This is a genomic window from Micromonospora trifolii (genome assembly GCF_050516465.1).
In the GTDB taxonomy this organism is placed as follows: Bacteria; Actinomycetota; Actinomycetes; order Mycobacteriales; family Micromonosporaceae; genus Micromonospora; species Micromonospora trifolii.
Map to the genome: position 1 here is coordinate 2029607 of NZ_CP191526.1, position 15464 is coordinate 2045070.

General features: G+C 72.6%; 18 protein-coding genes. 11 read left to right on the forward strand and 7 right to left on the reverse strand.

Features of this window, described 5'->3' with window-relative positions; translation table 11 throughout:
• Positions 1–17 precede the first annotated feature (17 nt).
• Genes ACQRWP_RS09365 through ACQRWP_RS09375 form a run of 3 tightly spaced genes read left to right on the forward strand, consistent with a single transcriptional unit; the run spans position 18 to position 3135 of the window.
• On the forward strand, positions 18–2576 hold the full coding sequence (locus ACQRWP_RS09365) for an ATP-dependent Clp protease ATP-binding subunit (protein WP_430501758.1): 2559 nt from the start codon (positions 18–20) through the stop codon (positions 2574–2576).
• Complete coding sequence (locus ACQRWP_RS09370; RefSeq protein WP_430501760.1) at positions 2573–2785, forward strand: hypothetical protein; 213 nt, start codon at positions 2573–2575, stop codon at positions 2783–2785. The genes ACQRWP_RS09365 and ACQRWP_RS09370 overlap by 4 nt, the downstream gene beginning before the upstream one ends.
• Positions 2785–3135, forward strand: a complete 351-nt coding sequence (locus tag ACQRWP_RS09375) for a DUF3140 domain-containing protein (RefSeq protein WP_091408434.1) — start codon at positions 2785–2787, stop codon at positions 3133–3135. Before ACQRWP_RS09370 ends, ACQRWP_RS09375 begins: the two co-directional genes overlap by 1 nt.
• A gap of 57 nt (positions 3136–3192) precedes the next feature.
• Here ACQRWP_RS09375 and ACQRWP_RS09380 read toward each other — a convergent pair whose 3' ends face one another.
• The 3 genes from ACQRWP_RS09380 to ACQRWP_RS09390 all read right to left on the reverse strand — a co-directional run bounded on the left by ACQRWP_RS09380 (position 3193) and on the right by ACQRWP_RS09390 (position 5174).
• Positions 3193–3438: a hypothetical protein gene (locus ACQRWP_RS09380; protein ID WP_328654538.1), complete on the reverse strand. Its 246-nt coding sequence runs from the start codon at positions 3436–3438 to the stop codon at positions 3193–3195.
• Positions 3439–3498: 60 nt separating this feature from the next.
• The gene (locus tag ACQRWP_RS09385; RefSeq protein WP_238679128.1) at positions 3499–4479 is read right to left on the reverse strand and encodes a LysR family transcriptional regulator; all 981 of its coding nucleotides are present in this window, start codon (positions 4477–4479) and stop codon (positions 3499–3501) included.
• Between the two features lie 83 nt (positions 4480–4562).
• Entirely contained in the window at positions 4563–5174 is a 612-nt protein-coding gene (locus ACQRWP_RS09390; protein WP_430501762.1) for a hemerythrin domain-containing protein, read from the reverse strand.
• A gap of 148 nt (positions 5175–5322) precedes the next feature.
• On the opposite strand from ACQRWP_RS09390, the gene ACQRWP_RS09395 reads away from it, so the two are divergent.
• Positions 5323–6651, forward strand: a complete 1329-nt coding sequence (locus tag ACQRWP_RS09395) for a M20/M25/M40 family metallo-hydrolase (RefSeq protein ID WP_430501763.1) — start codon at positions 5323–5325, stop codon at positions 6649–6651.
• A gap of 58 nt (positions 6652–6709) precedes the next feature.
• Positions 6710–7372 (forward strand): hypothetical protein, encoded by a 663-nt coding sequence (locus ACQRWP_RS09400; RefSeq protein WP_430501764.1) that lies wholly within the window; start codon positions 6710–6712, stop codon positions 7370–7372.
• A 51-nt stretch (positions 7373–7423) separates the two neighbouring features.
• Here ACQRWP_RS09400 and ACQRWP_RS09405 read toward each other — a convergent pair whose 3' ends face one another.
• The 3 genes from ACQRWP_RS09405 to ACQRWP_RS09415 form a co-directional block, all read right to left on the reverse strand.
• The gene (locus ACQRWP_RS09405; RefSeq protein ID WP_013734349.1) at positions 7424–7615 is read right to left on the reverse strand and encodes a DUF5703 family protein; all 192 of its coding nucleotides are present in this window, start codon (positions 7613–7615) and stop codon (positions 7424–7426) included.
• 224 nt (positions 7616–7839) lie between these two features.
• Complete coding sequence (locus ACQRWP_RS09410; RefSeq protein WP_430501766.1) at positions 7840–8679, reverse strand: SseB family protein; 840 nt, start codon at positions 8677–8679, stop codon at positions 7840–7842.
• Positions 8676–9095, reverse strand: coding sequence for a YbaB/EbfC family nucleoid-associated protein (locus ACQRWP_RS09415; protein WP_430501767.1), 420 nt, complete (start codon positions 9093–9095; stop codon positions 8676–8678). The genes ACQRWP_RS09410 and ACQRWP_RS09415 overlap by 4 nt, the downstream gene beginning before the upstream one ends.
• A gap of 92 nt (positions 9096–9187) precedes the next feature.
• Between ACQRWP_RS09415 and ACQRWP_RS09420 the strand changes: the two genes are divergently transcribed.
• The 3 genes from ACQRWP_RS09420 to ACQRWP_RS09430 are packed head-to-tail and all read left to right on the forward strand — an operon-like array spanning position 9188 to position 11498.
• Positions 9188–9520, forward strand: coding sequence for a hypothetical protein (locus ACQRWP_RS09420; RefSeq protein ID WP_430501769.1), 333 nt, complete (start codon positions 9188–9190; stop codon positions 9518–9520).
• Entirely contained in the window at positions 9517–10578 is a 1062-nt protein-coding gene (locus ACQRWP_RS09425; protein WP_430501771.1) for a WXG100 family type VII secretion target, read from the forward strand. The genes ACQRWP_RS09420 and ACQRWP_RS09425 overlap by 4 nt, the downstream gene beginning before the upstream one ends.
• 11 nt (positions 10579–10589) lie before the next feature.
• On the forward strand, positions 10590–11498 hold the full coding sequence (locus tag ACQRWP_RS09430) for a hypothetical protein (protein ID WP_430501772.1): 909 nt from the start codon (positions 10590–10592) through the stop codon (positions 11496–11498).
• Positions 11499–11535: 37 nt separating this feature from the next.
• On the opposite strand, the gene ACQRWP_RS09435 is transcribed toward ACQRWP_RS09430, so the two are convergent.
• Positions 11536–12507 carry an aldo/keto reductase gene (locus ACQRWP_RS09435; protein WP_091408467.1) on the reverse strand — a complete coding sequence of 324 codons (972 nt, stop codon included), beginning with the start codon at positions 12505–12507 and terminating at the stop codon, positions 11536–11538.
• Positions 12508–12693: 186 nt separating this feature from the next.
• On the opposite strand from ACQRWP_RS09435, the gene ACQRWP_RS09440 reads away from it, so the two are divergent.
• The 3 genes from ACQRWP_RS09440 (at position 12694) to ACQRWP_RS09450 (ending at position 15417) form a co-directional block, all read left to right on the forward strand.
• On the forward strand, positions 12694–13746 hold the full coding sequence (locus tag ACQRWP_RS09440) for an LLM class F420-dependent oxidoreductase (protein WP_030332780.1): 1053 nt from the start codon (positions 12694–12696) through the stop codon (positions 13744–13746).
• Complete coding sequence (locus ACQRWP_RS09445; RefSeq protein ID WP_112587410.1) at positions 13743–14579, forward strand: undecaprenyl-diphosphate phosphatase; 837 nt, start codon at positions 13743–13745, stop codon at positions 14577–14579. Before ACQRWP_RS09440 ends, ACQRWP_RS09445 begins: the two co-directional genes overlap by 4 nt.
• Before the next feature lie 124 nt (positions 14580–14703).
• Positions 14704–15417: an MSMEG_4193 family putative phosphomutase gene (locus ACQRWP_RS09450; RefSeq protein WP_430501775.1), complete on the forward strand. Its 714-nt coding sequence runs from the start codon at positions 14704–14706 to the stop codon at positions 15415–15417.
• Positions 15418–15464: the final 47 nt, after the last annotated feature.

The following is a 15464-nucleotide window of genomic DNA, read 5'->3' on the forward strand; positions in this document are numbered from 1 at the left end:
GACTGCGGAGGACAGACATGATGGGACCCGGTGACATCGGCTCCGACCCGTGGGACGAATTCCTGGCCAGGTACTTCGGCCGGGGCGAGGGAGGGCGCCGGCCACCGCACCGGGTCGACATCACCCGACTGATGACGGCCGACGCTCGGGAGATGCTGGCCGACGCGGCCCGGCGGGCCGCCCAGCGCCAGAGCAGCGACCTGGACACCGACCACCTGCTCTGGGCGGCGCTGCAACGCGAACCGCTGCGTGACCTGGTACGCCGGGCCGGCGCCGACCCGGACACCCTGCTCAACGCCCTCGGCGGAAAGGGCGACGGCGCCCCGCGCGGGGAGGTGCCGCCCAACCTGTCGTTGACCCCCGCCGCCAAGCGGGCGCTGCTCGACGCCCATCAGCTGTCCCGGGCGATGGGCGCCAACTACATCGGCCCCGAGCACATCCTGATGGCGCTGCCGCTCAACCCGGAGTCGCCCGCCGGGCGGATGCTGGCCGCCGGCCGGATCCAACCCGAGTCGTTGCAGGCCGCCAACGCCGAGCGCGGGCCGATGAACGGGCCGAAGCCGGACCGCGGCACCCCCACCCTGGACCAGTACGGGCAGGACCTCACCGACCTGGCCCGCAACGACCAGATCGACCCGGTGGTCGGCCGGGCCGACGAGATCGAACAGGCCATCGAGATCCTGTCCCGGCGTACCAAGAACAACCCGGTGCTGATCGGCGAGGCCGGTGTCGGCAAGACCGCCATCGTCGAGGGGCTGGCCGAACGGATCTGCGACGGCGACGTACCGCAGACCCTGCTCGGCAAGCGGGTCGTCCAGCTCGACCTGGCCGGTCTGGTCGCCGGCACCCGCTACCGGGGCGACTTCGAGGAACGGCTGAAAAAGGTGATCGACGAGATCCGGGCGCACCGGGACGAGCTGATCATCTTCATGGACGAGATCCACACCCTGGTCGGGGCCGGTGGTGCCGGCAGCGAGGGCGGAATGGACGCGTCCAACATGCTCAAGCCCGCTCTTGCCCGCGGCGAGCTGCGGGTGATCGGCGCGACGACGCTGGACGAGTACCGCAAGAGCATCGAGAAGGATGCCGCCCTGGCCCGGCGCTTCCAGCCGGTGCTGGTGCCCGAGCCCAGCGTCGACGACACCATCGCCATCCTGCGCGGGCTGCGCGACCGGTACGAGGCCCACCACCAGGTGCGCTTCTCCGACGAGGCACTGGTCTCGGCCGCCGAGCTGTCCGACCGGTACGTCACCGACCGGTTCCTGCCGGACAAGGCGATCGACCTCATCGACCAGGCCGGTGCCCGGGTGCGGTTGCGGACCCGCACCCCCGCGTCCGACGTGCGCGAGCTGGAGCAGGAACTCGACGAGGTACGCCGGGACAAGGAACAGGCCGTCACCGACGAGCAGTACGAGCGGGCCTCCGCGCTGCGTGACCGGATCTCCGAGCTGGAGGAGGACATCCGACGCGCGAACGGCGAGGACGGCTCGTCCGGCTCCCAGGTGCCCGAGGTCGGTCCCAAGGAGATCGCCGAGGTGGTCTCCCGGGCCACCGGCATCCCGGTCAGCCAGCTCACCGAGGAGGAACGCGACCGGCTGCTGCGCCTGGAGGGTCACCTGCACCAGAAGGTGGTCGGTCAGGACGACGCGGTCACCGCGGTCGCCGAGGCGGTACGCCGTTCCCGGGCCGGGCTGGCCGACCCGGAGCGGCCGATGGGCAGCTTCCTGTTCCTCGGCCCGACCGGCGTCGGCAAGACCGAGTTGGCGCGGGCCCTGGCCGAGGCGTTGTTCGGCGAGGCCGACCGGATGGTCCGGGTGGACATGAGCGAGTTCCAGGAGCGGCACACTGTCAGCCGGCTGGTTGGCGCTCCGCCCGGATACGTCGGCTACGAGGAGGCCGGTCAGCTCACCGAGGCGGTACGTCGCCGCCCGTACGCGGTGGTGCTGCTCGACGAGATCGAGAAGGCCCACCCGGATGTGTTCAACATTCTGCTCCAGGTGCTCGACGACGGGCGGCTAACCGACAGCCAGGGTCGCACTGTGAACTTCAAGAACACCGTCCTGATCATGACGAGCAACCTCGGCTCCGAGCTGATCACCGGCGCCCAGCGCTCGGTCGGCTTCGGCACCGGGGACGTGGGCAGCGAGCAGGAGAGCAACGAGCTGCGGGAACGGCTCATGCGCCGCCTGCAGGAGAACTTCCGCCCGGAGTTCCTCAACCGCATCGACGAGGTCATCATCTTCCGCCGGCTGGAGGCCGAGCAGCTGCGCGACATCACCGCGCTGCTGCTGGAGGAGACCCGCCGTCGGATGCACGCCCAGGACCTCCAGGTCGAGTTCACCACCGCCGGCATCGACTGGCTCGCCGAGCACGGCTACCAGCCGGAGTTCGGCGCCCGCCCGCTGCGCCGGGTGATCCAGCGGGAGGTGGACAACCACCTGTCTCGGATGCTGCTGGAGTCGGCGATCTCGCCGGGGCAGAAGGTCACGGTGGACGTCCGCGACGGCGCGCTCACCTTCGACGTGACCGCGGGCGAGCGGGGGTACACCGCCGCCACGACCACACACCCGCGATGAGCGGGTCGGCGCGAAGGGACGACCACGAGGACCCGCACCAGCCCGCGGAGTCCGGGAAACCCCGGGACGAGGACGACCATCCCGACCCGATCCTGGCGCCGCCCACCGCGAACCCCCGCCGCACGCGGGTGCCCGCGGAGGGCCTGCATCCGAAGACCGAAAAGGACGACCCGGAGACGTCCGGGCCGCCGCCCGGAGAGGAGACCTGATGGTACGCGAAGCGCGGCTCGACCCCGAGGTGGAAGTGCTCTGGGAGGACTTCCACGCCGAGGTCAACGTCCCGTCGGAGCAGCTGCGGACCTGGCTGCTGACCCGGGGTTCGGGGGAGGAGTCGTTCAGCCCGAACCCGAACCTCGACCTGCCCCAGCCCGGCCGGGAGATCCTCAAGGTGCTCAACAAGCGCAAGGTGGACCTCACCCCGGAGGACATCGAGGTGATGCGGGAGGCGGTCGAGCGGATCCGCGAGCTGATGGACGCCAAGCCGTCGCGCGGCAACGCCGACGACAGCTGGCGGCACTCCCTGCTGGACCTGGGTCACGACCCGCTCGTCGAACGCTGAGCGAGGTTCACCCGCGACGGTGCCGTCCCGAACCCGGGACGGCACCGTCGCGGCGCGCTACTGGCCCTTGTCGGGCTCCAGGCTTGCGATGGTCAGGCCGGCCGCGTCGGCGGCGGCGTCCCGGTCGCCGCGGGTCTGGTCCTCCCGGGTGAGCAGGTTCGCGTACTCGGTCACGTCGGCCGGGTCGGGCACCGTCGGCAGGCGGCGCAGGAACGCCTCCACCTCGCGGGTGGCGGCGGTGTGCGCGGCAGCCGCCTGGCGCAGCAGTTCGCGGTCGTCGGCGGGCGGGTAGAGGTCGGTCATGTCCGCCAGATACCCGGCCCACGGCGGTTCGCACCGCCAGCGGCCGGGAATACCGGCAGCTCAGCCCGGTCGGACCCCGGTGGGCTGCCGGACGCCGAACCCCGGGTTGCGGGGCAGCCAGGCCAGATACGCCGGATGCGGTGCCAACGAGTCGACGTACGCCGCCTTGGCCGTCTCCAGCACCAGCTCCGCACCCTGGGCGGCGGGGGAGTCCGGATGCCAGCCGAGCAGCAGCCGCCAGCGCAGCGGCGTCCCGGCGAGTTGACGGGTGACCAGACCGCTCACCGGGCGGAACGTCGCCTGGCACAGGGCCACCGCCACGCCGGCCTCCACCAGGTCGACGCACCCGCGGATGTCGGTCTCGTACACCTTGCGGGGGGTGAAGCCGGCGCGGGCGCAGGCGGCGGCGAAGCAGTCGGCGAAGCAGCCGTCGCCCGGCGCGGCGACCCACTGCTCGTGGCGCAGGTCGGCCAGGCGTACCTCGTCCTGCGCCGCGAGGGGATGGGTCTCCGGCAGCAGCACCAGCACCGGGTCGACGGCCACCTCCTGCCAGCTCAATCCGAACCCGGCCGACGGGCTGGCGTCGCCGCACACGCCGGCCAGCGCGAAGTCCAGTCGACCGCCGGCCACCAACTGCGCCAACTCGTCGACCGACCAGGACGCGTACGTGGTGATCTGGGCGGGCGGCTGCTCGGCCGCCAACCGGTGCACCAGCCGACCCAGGATCGGGCTGTTCACCCCGCCGAAGCGGTAGGACGGCAACGTGTCGCCCGCCCCGGCCAGTCGGGCGGCCTCGTCCTGCAGGCCCTTCATCGCCGGCAGCAGCACCCGGGCGCGGGCCAGCACCAGCTCACCGAGCGCGGTGGGCCGAGCCCCGCGCCGGTCCCGGTCGAACAGCGGGCCGCCCAGCGTCCGTTCGATGCGTTGGAGCTGGGCGGTGAGCGCCGGTTGGGCCAGGCCGAGCGCCGAGGCCGCCTTCGTCACACTTCCCGTCTCCGCGATCGCGCAGACCACCCGCAGGTGACGCAGCTCCAGGTTCATAGGGTGACGGTAGGACTACGCGTCTGCTGGCGGAATAGCCCGAGCGGATCGGTGATAATGAATGCATTGCCGGCGGTCGCCGGTCACCGGTCGCGCGGTGGCTCCGGCAGGTCCGCCAGGTAGGTCGGCCGGCGGGTCACCGCGTCGAGGACCTTGTCCACCACCCCGACCGCCGGCTCCACGATCCGGTTCCACGGAGGGGTGGCCGGCGTGCCCGGGTGCGGCCGGGTCGGCGCGGCCTCCTCGGCGATCTCCAACCGGTTGCCGAGCCGGATCAGCTCCTCCTCGGTCGCTACCGCGCGCAGCTCGGTGACCAGCACGCCCACCCCGTCGACGTGCCGGCGGACCCGCTCGGCGACCTCGGTGAGCGCCTCGTCCGTCAACCCTTTCAGTGCGCTCAGCAGGGCCGCGTCGGCGTTGATCTCCGCGTCCACCCGCTCGCTGGCCGCCGGCAGCGCCGCGCGGACCGCCGGCAGCAGGTACTGCTCCTCGGCGGACAGGTGCCGTGACAGCGCGGCGGTGAGCACCGCCAGCCCCTCCTGCGGCGTCGTGTCCGGGCCGGAGAGCTGGTCCAGCAGCGCCAGCAGTTGCTTGTGCTCCCGGTCGACGATGTCGGCGATGCTGCGACCGGCGGGTCGGTAGCCATCCTCGGGTGCGGGCGCGGGCGGCAGCGGCGGCAGGGGAACAGCGGACATGGTGCCCTCCTCGACTGGCGGGCGGAAGCTCCGGCAGGGACGTACGGTCGTGGGCGGCGGTACCCGAACGCGGCCACGGCGAAACCGACCCGTCGATGCGTCCCCCCGCGCCGGCCTGTCGAGCAGCCCGGGCTGGTATGAAGAGGCGATGACGAGCGATGCCGCCTCCGCCCGACCCGACCCCACCGCAGAGGTCGTGGACCTCTGCCGCGACCTGCTGCGCATCGACACCACCAACACGGGTGACAACGACACCAGCGTCGGCGAGCGCCGCGCGGCCGAGTACGTGGCGGAGAAGCTCGCCGAGGTGGGCGTGGAGTCCGTCCTGCACGAGTCCGCGCCGGGCCGGGCGAACGTGGTGGCCCGCATCCCGGGCACCGACCCGAGCCGGGGCGCGCTGCTGGTGCACGGCCACCTGGACGTGGTGCCCGCCGACGCCGACGAGTGGTCGGTGGACCCGTTCTCCGGCGAGCTGCGCGACGGCTACCTCTGGGGCCGGGGCGCGATCGACATGAAGGACTTCGACGCGATGGTGCTCGCCGTGGTGCGGCACTGGCAGCGCACCGGCGTGCGACCCCCGCGCGACATCGTGCTCGCGTACACCGCCGACGAGGAGGCGGGCAGCGACTACGGCGCGCGTTTCCTGGTCGACAACCACCGGGGCCTCTTCGACGGCTGCACCGAGGCGATCGGTGAGGTCGGTGGCTTCTCCTACTCGGTCAACGACAGCCAGCGGCTCTACCTCATCGAGACCGCCGAGAAGGGCATCGACTGGCTGCGGCTGCACGCCAAGGGCCGCCCCGGGCACGGCTCGATGATGCACGACGACAACGCCGTCACCGCGCTCGCCGAGGCGGTCGCCCGGATCGGCCGGCACCGCTTCCCGGTGGTCGTCACCGACACCGTGCGGGCCTTCCTGACCGAGGTCTCCGACCTGCTCGGCATCGAGTTGGACCCGGACGACCCGGAGACGGCCATCGCGAAGCTCGGCCCCATCGCCAACATCATCGGCGCGACCATCCGCAACACCGCCAACCCGACCCGGTTGAGCGCCGGCTACAAGGACAACGTCATTCCCGGCCGGGCCACCGCCACCATCGACTGCCGCAGCCTGCCCGGCCAGTCCGAGCTGCTGGAGCGGCAGCTGCGCGAGCTGGTCGGCCCGGACATCGCGATCGAGTACGTCCAGCGGCAGCCGGCGCTGGAGACCACCTTCGACGGTGACCTGGTCGAGGCCATGTCGGCGGCCCTGCGCGCGGAGGACCAGGGGGCGCGGCCCGTCCCGTACATGCTCTCCGGTGGCACCGACGCCAAGGCGTTCTCGCAGCTCGGCATCCGCTGCTTCGGGTTCGCCCCGCTGCGGTTGCCCGCCGACCTGAACTTCTCGGCGTTGTTCCACGGCATCGACGAGCGCGTTCCAGTCGACGGACTACAGTTCGGCGTGCGGGTTCTCGACCGGTTCCTCCGCACCTGCTAGTCGTGTCCGGCGGTGGCCGCCGGCGCGCAACCTCCCCATCGTGAAGGGACTGCCCCACATGACCGACCAGCATGGTGAGCTGGACGCCGCTCTCGAGCGGGTGATCGAAGCGGCCCGCCACCACCTGGCCGCCGTACGCGCCGCGCAGGGCCGCGTCGACGACGACGACGTCTGGCAGGCGTACGTGGCGTTGAACAACGCCTCCTTCGCGTACGACGAGCGGCTGCTTGACGCCTTCGGCGAGGTGACGCCGTGGGATGTCGACTCGATCGACCCGGACGAGGCCGACGAGCGTTTCGGCGGCGGCGAGGGAGCCGAGGCCAGTGACCCGCACCCCCGGGTGATCTCGGTGCGTCAGCGTCGTGACTACCGGGTGCCGAGCGTCGCCGCGCTGCTGCGGGTGGCCGAAGCGGCCCGCCGCGAGAGCACCCCGGAGGACGACGAGCCCGCGCCGGTGGAGGGCGTCGGCGAGGCGGTGCTGGAGCTGCTGCAGAGCGGTGACGGCTCGCTCGGCGCGTTGGACGTCCCCGAGTTGGAACCGCTCGACGGGGTGGTCATGGTCAGCGAGGTGGGCACCCCGGTCGACCTGGAGTCGTTCGACGACGACGACGCGGTCGGCCCGTTCCAGCCGGCGGCCGACGACCGGCTGGTCGGTCGGCTCGACGAGCACCCGTTCCTGGAGCTCGACGACGACCACGACCACGCCGGGCACCAGCACTAGGCCGGGTGCCGCCCGGGGCCGACTCCGGCCTCGGGCGGCGCCGTCCGGTCGTCAGTACGACAGGCCCGGCTGCGGCTGGTTGACCCGCCGACGACGCAGCACCACCTGCCGCGTGCCGTCCCGGTACAGCCGCACCCGGGCCAACTCCCATCCGGAGAACTCCGCCTGGATCGCCAACTGCGCCGCGGCGGTCAACCGGTCGACGTTCGGCGGCAGCCGCAGTGGCGCGTACTCGTAGTCCATGCCCTCCATGCTGCCCAGCCCAGCGGCCGTTCGCCACCCCCTCCGGAGTGACCAACGACGCCGCCGCGGGCGGTCCGTCCCGCCCCGTGCCCCCGTGCCGCCCCGTGTCCCCGTCGCGCCGATCTTGCGGTTTCTGTCGCCGAGATGAGTGGAAACGCCTCCTATGTCGCGACAGCAACTGCAAGATCGCGAGAGAGGGGGCGTCGTCGCGGCCCGGCAGGACGTCAGGCTGTGGGGACGTTCGCCGTCAGCAGGGCGGTGAGGGCCGGTGCGGCCAGGGTGACCGCTCGGGCGCTGCCCGGGTCGACCGCCAGCCCCCAGGAGGGGTTCGGCCAGTCCTCGAACAGCTCGGCGCAGGGCAGCGCGACGAACGGCACCCCGTCCCCGGTGAACGCGGCGAGCGCCCCCGGCGAGGTGAAGACCGGCAGCAGCGGCGCGCCGGTCGCGTCGCCGACCACCGTCCACGGAAAGTCGGCTTCCGGCGTCGGTTCCCCGGAGAGAGGGACGCACACCGTGGCGCCGGCCAGCGCTCCGAGGTAGCCGGGCAGGTCACGCCGGTCGACGGCAGCGGCGAGCCGCCCCACCACCGCCGGCTCCGCGTCGACGGGTGTCGCTTCAGCGGGTGCCGCTCCCGTCGGAGCCGCCCCGGCCGGAGCCGCCTCGACCTGGGTCACCTCGACGGGCGCCGGCCGGTCGATCGATAGCGCCGCCGGGCCGGGGCGCACGGCCGGCGGCACCGCCCGGCAGGAGAGCGTGCCGGGCTCGTCGGTCAACACCTCGGCGGCGGTACGGGTCACGAACACACTGAGCCGCTCCACCTGCTCCGGAGTGCGCGCCGCCTCGTACCACCAGCCCTCGTCGCCGGTCGGGCGGTGCCAGCCGAGCGCGGCCAGGCGTGCCTCGTCGTGGCCGGGGCAGATCACCCGCACCACCTGGCGGCGCACCAGCAGCCGGATCCCGGGCGGACCGGCGGAGAGCTCCAGGTCGGTGTCCCGGTCGCAGCGGGCGACGGTGTCCCGCAGCCGAGCGGCGATCTCCGGCCAGGTCGGCGACGGCGACGTCACGCCGGTGCGCCCGGCAGGCGGTCGTCCAGCCGCCCGAGCCGGGCCACGGTCTCCTCCAGCCGGCCCAGCGCCGAGAAGTCCCCCGGCGTGCCGAACAGGTCGCCGAGCCCCGCGCCGAGCGCGACGTCCAACCCCTCGGTGTGCTCGTCGACGTGCCCGGAGGCGACCTCGCGAGCCCGCCGGTACGCGTCGAGCACCAGCTCGGCCACCCCCTCCGTGCCGATGCGCAGGGCGGCGGGCGCGAGGGTGAGGCCGATCAGCGCGCCGGTGGCGTCGACGGTCGCCGAGACCAGCCCGCTCTCGTCGGCCGCGGTGCCGGACAGCTCGGCCAGGTCGTCGCGGAGGCCCGCGAACCGGCGTTCGATGTCGGCGATCCGCCCGGCGAGCGCGTCGAACGCGGACGTCGGGTCCGTCATGAGATTCCTCCCCGTGAATCATGCGACCGGGTGGTGCCCGGTGGCCGGGAGATCGTATCGTCGGTGCGCTCGACTCATGGGGGAGGAACGGCATGCCACCGGATATCGATGTCGACGTGCAGGCGGTCCGTCGACTGGAGACAGCCGCCAAGCAGGTCGCCAGCTCGCTGGCCGCGCTGGAGGGGCAGATCGTCTCGGCCGGCGACGTGCCCTCGGACGCCTTCGGCCACCTGCCGTTCGCCAGCGACATGCTCCGTGACAAGTACGCCGAGCAGGTCACCGGCGGCAAGGAGTTGTTCGCCGCCGCAGACGCCGCGTTCGGCCGGGTCGCCACGGCGCTGGGTGACACGGTCGAGGCGTACGAGCACAACGAACGGGACCTCGACGCCGGGTTCAAGGCCATCCAGTCGGGGTTGCCCGGATGAGCGGCCCGGCCGGCAGCGCCGTCCAACTGTGGAACGGCCTGGACAGCGCACTATCCGGGGTGCAGGACGCCGTCGACAGTGTCTGCCGGACCCTGGCGTGGCCACTGATCCAGCTCGTCGACCTGGTCGACGGCGAACCCGCCGTGCTGCGCGCGAAGGCCGCCGAGTGGGACGCGCTGGCAGCGCAGGTGCGCGACCTGGCCCAGGGGCACCGCGGCACCCGGGAGTCCGCGCAGGCCGGCTGGCGCTCACCGTCCGGTGTGGCGTACGGCCAGCGGTTGGCCGAGGTGGAGCAGCAGCTCCTCGACGTCGCCGAGCAGTTCGCCGCGACCGCGGAGTACCTGCGCAGTGTCGCCGACGGTCTGCAGACCGTGCACGACGTGCTCGTGGACCTCTGCGTGGAGTTCGTGAACTTCCTCCTGGTGACGCTGGTGACGGCGTTGCTGATGGCACCGGTGACCATGGGCGCGTCCTGGGCCGCCGGTGTGGGCGTGGCCGTTACCAGGGGTCTGATCGTGGTCACCCGGATGTTGAAGGTCATCCGGCCGCTCGCGGTGCACCTGCAGAAGGTCATCCGGCTGCTGCAACGGGTCCTGCTGTACCTGCGCAAGCTGCGCACCCACCTGGACAAGCTGGTCGACATGCAGAAGGCGCTGCGCACCGGCAAGAAGTACGCCGACAAGCGCCGCGCCGCCGGCAAGCTCGACAAGTGGCACCACAAGTTCCTCGACCCCTCCAAGGGCACCTACAAGCTGGGCAAGTCCGGTTCCCCGTTCGACATGGGCGCCCTCGACCGGGCCGCCGCGCTACGGGCGCACGGGGTCGCCGACGGGGCCCGGGTGATCGCCCGGGACTGGGCGACCCACCTGCCGTGGAACGTGCCGAACTCCGTCGTCCACGGTGTCACCTGGGGGACGGTGGCGTTGACCAGCGGGCTCTCCGTGCCGGGCAGCGAACAGGTCGGCGACCAGATCGACCAGGCGGTGCAGGGCGGCGCGGACTGGATCGACCAGAATGTCTTCGGGCAGCCGCCGGCAGGTCAGCCGGCGGGCCGCTAGGGAGGCGACGGGTGATGTCAGGGGAGCGGGGTCGGCTGGGCCGGTTCACCGACGCGGTGCTCGGCGGCGCGCGGGCCGCCCGGGACAAGGCCCGCGAACTGCGGGACGAACTCCGCACCAGCGACGAGCCGGAGCGCGCCCTGGTGGCGCCGCTGCTGGCCGGGCAGGACCTCCGCTACGTGGGGCTCGGGCCGGTGCGCCTGTCGCAGACCCACCAAGCCGGTCGGCAGCTCGCCGACGAGGTCGGCGCCGAGTTGGCCGACGCACTCGACCCGAAGGTGCTGTTCGGGCTGCTCAACATCGTCAACCCGGTGGTCTGGGTCGACGCCGTGCTGGCGCCGGTGCGGCTGGCCGCGGGTGTGCTGCTGCTGCCGGGCAAGGCCGGCGCCATCGCCGCCGGCGTGCCGGAGTTGGCCGCGCCGGAGCCGGGCCTGCCGCAGCAACCCGCCCAGCGGGAGCCGATCCCGCTCACCGAGGAGCAGGAGGCGTTCCGCGCGCTGTTCCGGCTGAGCCAGTACCGCCCGCTGGCCGAGCAGCTCGCCGAGATCGCCTACCGCCGCCGGTACGTCTTCAGCGGCGACCTCGCCACCCTCGCCGGCAGCCTGCTGCTCTTCCTGGAGCGCTACAGCGGCACCCCGCTGGCGGTGACCGACACCCACCTGCACCTGCTGCGGATGGGCCCCCGCCCGGACGCCGACCGGCCCGACCGGCGTCAACCGCGGGTGCTGTGGAGTGTCCGCCGCGACCGGGTGGCCCGGGTCGACTCCGAGCGTGGGGCGAGCGGGCTGGTGCAGCTCGCCTCCACCATCGTCTTCGACGACGGTTCGTGGATCCGGCTGACCCAGCCCGCGCTGCGCGACGACCAGTCGCGCTTCCTGACCGCGATCCACGACCTCCCCGGGCAGCGCCCGACGCCGTGACCCCGGGGCGCGGGGCCAGCCGTGACCCGGCCGGCGGTCAGCCGTCGCGTTCGGGGTAGCCGACCGGCACCGCGGACACGTCGTCCAGCGCGGTGGTGATCTCCTCGGGCAGGGTGATCCGTTCCACTGCGAGCGCGCCGAGCAGCTGCCCGACCGTGCGGGCACCGAGGATCGGCGCGGTCACGCCCGGCCGGTCCCGGATCCAGGCCAACGCCACCTCCAGCGGCGACACCCCCAGCCCACCGGCCGCCGTCGCCACCGCCTCCACGATGCTGGAGCAGCGCGGCTCCAGGTAGGTCGAGACGAACCGTTCGAAGTGCGGCGACGCGGCCCGGGAGTCGGCCGGACGGCCGTGCCGGTACTTGCCGGTGAGCACGCCCCGGCCCAGCGGCGACCAGGGCAGCACACCGAGGCCGAGCGCGTCGCACGCGGGCAGCACCTCCCGCTCCACACCGCGCTCCAGCAGCGAGTACTCCACCTGGGACGCGACCACCGGCGCCCGCCCCGGCCAGGCGGTCTGCCAGGCGGCGGCCCGCGCGGTCTGCCAGCCGGAGAAGTTCGACACGCCGACGTAGCGGACCTTGCCGCTGGCCACCGCGTGGTCCAGGGCGGCCAGGGTCTCCTCCAGCGGGGTGTCCGGGTCGTACCCGTGCACCTGGAACAGGTCGACGTGGTCGGTGCCGAGCCGGCGCAGCGACGCGTCCAACGTGCGCAGCAGGTGCCCCCGGGAGCCGTCCCGGCGTCGGCCACTGCCGGGGCGCAAACCGGCCTTGGTGGCGATCAGCAGATCCTCGCGGGGCACGAGGGAACCCAGCAGCGAGCCGATCACCGACTCGGCGTCGCCGTCGCCGTACACGTCGGCGGTGTCGATCAGGTTGCCGCCCGCGTCGAGGTAACTCTTCAGCTGAGCGGCCGCATCGTCGGCGTCGGTGTCCCGGCCCCAGGTCATGGTGCCGAGCGCGAGCCGCGAAACCGCCAGCCCGCTTCGGCCGAGCGGTCGCTGTTGCATGGGTGAACCTTATTTCGAACCTGCCGCCACCGATATCCTCGCTCCCGTATCTCTGCCGGTTCTGCCGGTTCCGCCGCCCCGGGCTGCCCCGATGGAGGGGGGATCAAAGGTGTCGAGCCGGTGATCGAGTCCGTTATCGGCATTGCGTAACCTGGGGCGACCTGTGCCACGGATGGGGGAGGACCAGTGCGACTCGGGCTCAGTCTCGGATACCAGACGGCGTGGAGCACACCGGCCGACCACCTGGCGCTGGCCCAGGAGGCGGACCGGCTGGGCTATTCGGTGGTGTGGGCGGCGGAGGCCTATGGCTCCGACTCGCCCAGCATGCTCGCGTGGATGGCCGGGCAGACCGAACGGATCGACGTCGGCGCCGCGGTGATGCAGATCCCCGCCCGTACGCCGGCGGCCACCGCCATGACCGCCGCCACGATCGACGCGCTCTCCGGCGGCCGGTTCCGGCTCGGCCTGGGTGTCTCCGGCCCGCAGGTGTCCGAGGGCTGGCACGGCGTGCGCTTCGCCAAGCCGCTCGCCCGGACCCGCGAGTTCGTCGACATCGTCAAGCTGGCCATCGCCCGCAAGGAGGTGGCGTACGACGGCGAGCACTACACGCTGCCGCTGCCGGACGGGCCGGGCAAGGCCCTGCGTCTGGGCTTCCACCCACCCCGCGAGCACATACCGATCTACCTGGCCGCGGTCGGCCCGAAAAACCTGGAGCTGGCCGGCGAGATCGCCGACGGCTGGCTGGCCGTGTTCTACGCCCCGGAGTTCGCCGAGGAGCAGCTCGCCTCGGTGCGCGCCGGGCGGGCCAAGGTCGGCAAGGAGTTGGCCGGGTTCGACGTGGTGCCGTCGGTGCCCGTGGTGATCGGCGACGACGTGGCCTCCTGCGCCGAACTCGTCCGCTGGTACGCCGCGCTCTACGTGGGCGGCATGGGCAGCCGGCAGCAGAACTTCTACAACCAGCTCGCCACCCGGATGGGCTACGGCGACGCCGCCCGCGAGGTGCAGGACCTGTACCTGGCCAAGCGGCAGCGCGACGCCGCCGCCGCCGTACCCATGGAGTTCATCGACCGCACCTCGCTGCTCGGCCCGAAGGAACGCATCGCCGAGCGGATGCGGGAGTACGCGGCGGCCGGCGTCACCACGCTGTCGGTGACCCTCTTCGTGGCCGACCGGGACAGCGGTGTGCAGACCCTGCGTACCGTCGCCGAGGCTCTCGACCTTTCGGGAGTCGGCGAGTGACCTGGGTCGAGGCCATCGTCCTGGGCATCGTCCAGGGACTGACCGAGTTCCTTCCGGTCAGCTCGTCGGGGCATCTGCGGATCACCTCGGCGATCTTCTTCGACCGGGACGCCGGCGCGTCGTTCACCGCGGTCACCCAGCTCGGCACCGAAGCGGCCGTGCTGATCTACTTCGCCAAGGACATCTGGCGGATCACCCGGACCTGGCTGGTGGGCATCCGGGACAAGTCGGTCCGCTCCAGCCTCGACTACCGGATGGGCTGGTACGTGATCGTCGGCTCGATCCCGATCGGGCTGTTCGGTTTCGTGTTCAAGGACCAGATCAAGACCGCCGGGCGCAACCTGTGGGTGGTGGCGACCACGCTGATCGTGTTCGCCTTCGTGTTGGCCTTCGCCGAGTACTGGGGGCGGCAGACCCGCACTCTGGAGAACTTCCGGATGAAGGACGGCATCGTGATGGGCTTCGCCCAGGCCATGGCGCTGGTCCCCGGGGTGTCCCGCTCCGGCGGCACGCTCACCGCCGGCCTGCTGCTCAACCTGACCCGGGAGGCGGCGGCACGGTACTCGTTCCTGCTGGCCATCCCGGCGGTGGTGATGTCCGGCGTGTTCAGCCTCGGGGACGTCTTCGAACCGTCCGCCCCGGGCACGTCCGTGCCCACCGTGGCCCAGACGATCGTGGCCACCCTCATCGCGTTCGGCATCGGCTACGCGGCCATCGCCTGGTTGCTGCGTTACGTCGCCCACCACACCCTGTACGTCTTCGTGCTGTACCGGGTCGCGCTGGGCACCCTGGTCCTGGCCCTGCTGCTGACCGGCACTATCGACGCCACCTGACCGATCTGTCGACGGCCCCCGGCTCCGCCCGCAGGCGGAGCCGGGGGCCGCAGTCGTCATCCCGCCGCCCCCGGGTGGTGCCTCCGGAGCCCGCGACGGCCCGGCACGGGGCGCAGGTCATAGGGTGGTCTCCGTGGCGACCCTTCTGCTTCTGCGACACGGCCGAACCACGGCGAACGCCGATGGCGGCCTGGCCGGTCGGCAACCGGTCGAGTTGGATGACACCGGGCGCGCCCAGGCCACCGCGGTCGGCGAGCGGTTGCGGGCGGTGCCGCTGGCCGCCGTGGTGACCAGCCCGCTGATCCGCTGCCGGCAGACCCTGGAGTTGGCGCTCCCGCAGGCCGCCCCGGTGGTCGAGGACGGGCTGATCGAGTGCGACTACGGCAGCTGGGAGGGTCAGCCGCTGAAGAAGCTCGCCAAGGAGCCGCTCTGGCCGGTGGTCCAGCAGCACCCCAGCGCGGCGGTCTTCCCGGGCGGGGAGGCGATGGCGGCGATGGCGGCGCGTGCCGTGGCGGCGGTGCGTTCCTGGGACGCCCGGGTGAACGCCGAGCACGGGCCCGAGGCGGTCTGGTTGGCGTGCAGCCACGGCGATGTGATCAAGGCCATCGTGGCGGACGCGCTCGGCGTACACCTGGATGCCTTTCAGCGGATCGTGGCCGACCCGGCGTCGGTGACGGCGATCCGGTTCACGCCGCTGCGTCCGTTTCTGGTGCGACTCAACGACACCGGCGGCGACCTGGCGGCGCTGGTGCCGCCGCCGGCCAAGCGGCGTCGGCGCGCGAACCGCGTGGCCGACTCGGACGCGGCCGTCGGCGGTGGGGCGGGTGCGTCGCGGTGAGGCGCGTCACCACACCGCCCCCGGCCGGGGCGTCAGCGCACGCCAGA

Excerpts from the sequence above, each read along its gene's own strand:
- ACQRWP_RS09365 (WP_430501758.1), top strand. The coding sequence starts at position 18 with ATGATGGGACCCGGTGACATCGGCTCCGACCCGTGGGACGAATTCCTG.
- ACQRWP_RS09370 (WP_430501760.1), top strand. The coding sequence starts at position 2,573 with ATGAGCGGGTCGGCGCGAAGGGACGACCACGAGGACCCGCACCAGCCC.
- ACQRWP_RS09375 (WP_091408434.1), top strand. The coding sequence starts at position 2,785 with ATGGTACGCGAAGCGCGGCTCGACCCCGAGGTGGAAGTGCTCTGGGAG.
- ACQRWP_RS09380 (WP_328654538.1), bottom strand. The coding sequence starts at position 3,438 with ATGACCGACCTCTACCCGCCCGCCGACGACCGCGAACTGCTGCGCCAG.
- ACQRWP_RS09385 (WP_238679128.1), bottom strand. The coding sequence starts at position 4,479 with ATGAACCTGGAGCTGCGTCACCTGCGGGTGGTCTGCGCGATCGCGGAG.
- ACQRWP_RS09390 (WP_430501762.1), bottom strand. The coding sequence starts at position 5,174 with ATGTCCGCTGTTCCCCTGCCGCCGCTGCCGCCCGCGCCCGCACCCGAG.
- ACQRWP_RS09395 (WP_430501763.1), top strand. The coding sequence starts at position 5,323 with ATGACGAGCGATGCCGCCTCCGCCCGACCCGACCCCACCGCAGAGGTC.
- ACQRWP_RS09400 (WP_430501764.1), top strand. The coding sequence starts at position 6,710 with ATGACCGACCAGCATGGTGAGCTGGACGCCGCTCTCGAGCGGGTGATC.
- ACQRWP_RS09405 (WP_013734349.1), bottom strand. The coding sequence starts at position 7,615 with ATGGACTACGAGTACGCGCCACTGCGGCTGCCGCCGAACGTCGACCGG.
- ACQRWP_RS09415 (WP_430501767.1), bottom strand. The coding sequence starts at position 9,095 with ATGACGGACCCGACGTCCGCGTTCGACGCGCTCGCCGGGCGGATCGCC.
- ACQRWP_RS09420 (WP_430501769.1), top strand. The coding sequence starts at position 9,188 with ATGCCACCGGATATCGATGTCGACGTGCAGGCGGTCCGTCGACTGGAG.
- ACQRWP_RS09425 (WP_430501771.1), top strand. The coding sequence starts at position 9,517 with ATGAGCGGCCCGGCCGGCAGCGCCGTCCAACTGTGGAACGGCCTGGAC.
- ACQRWP_RS09435 (WP_091408467.1), bottom strand. The coding sequence starts at position 12,507 with ATGCAACAGCGACCGCTCGGCCGAAGCGGGCTGGCGGTTTCGCGGCTC.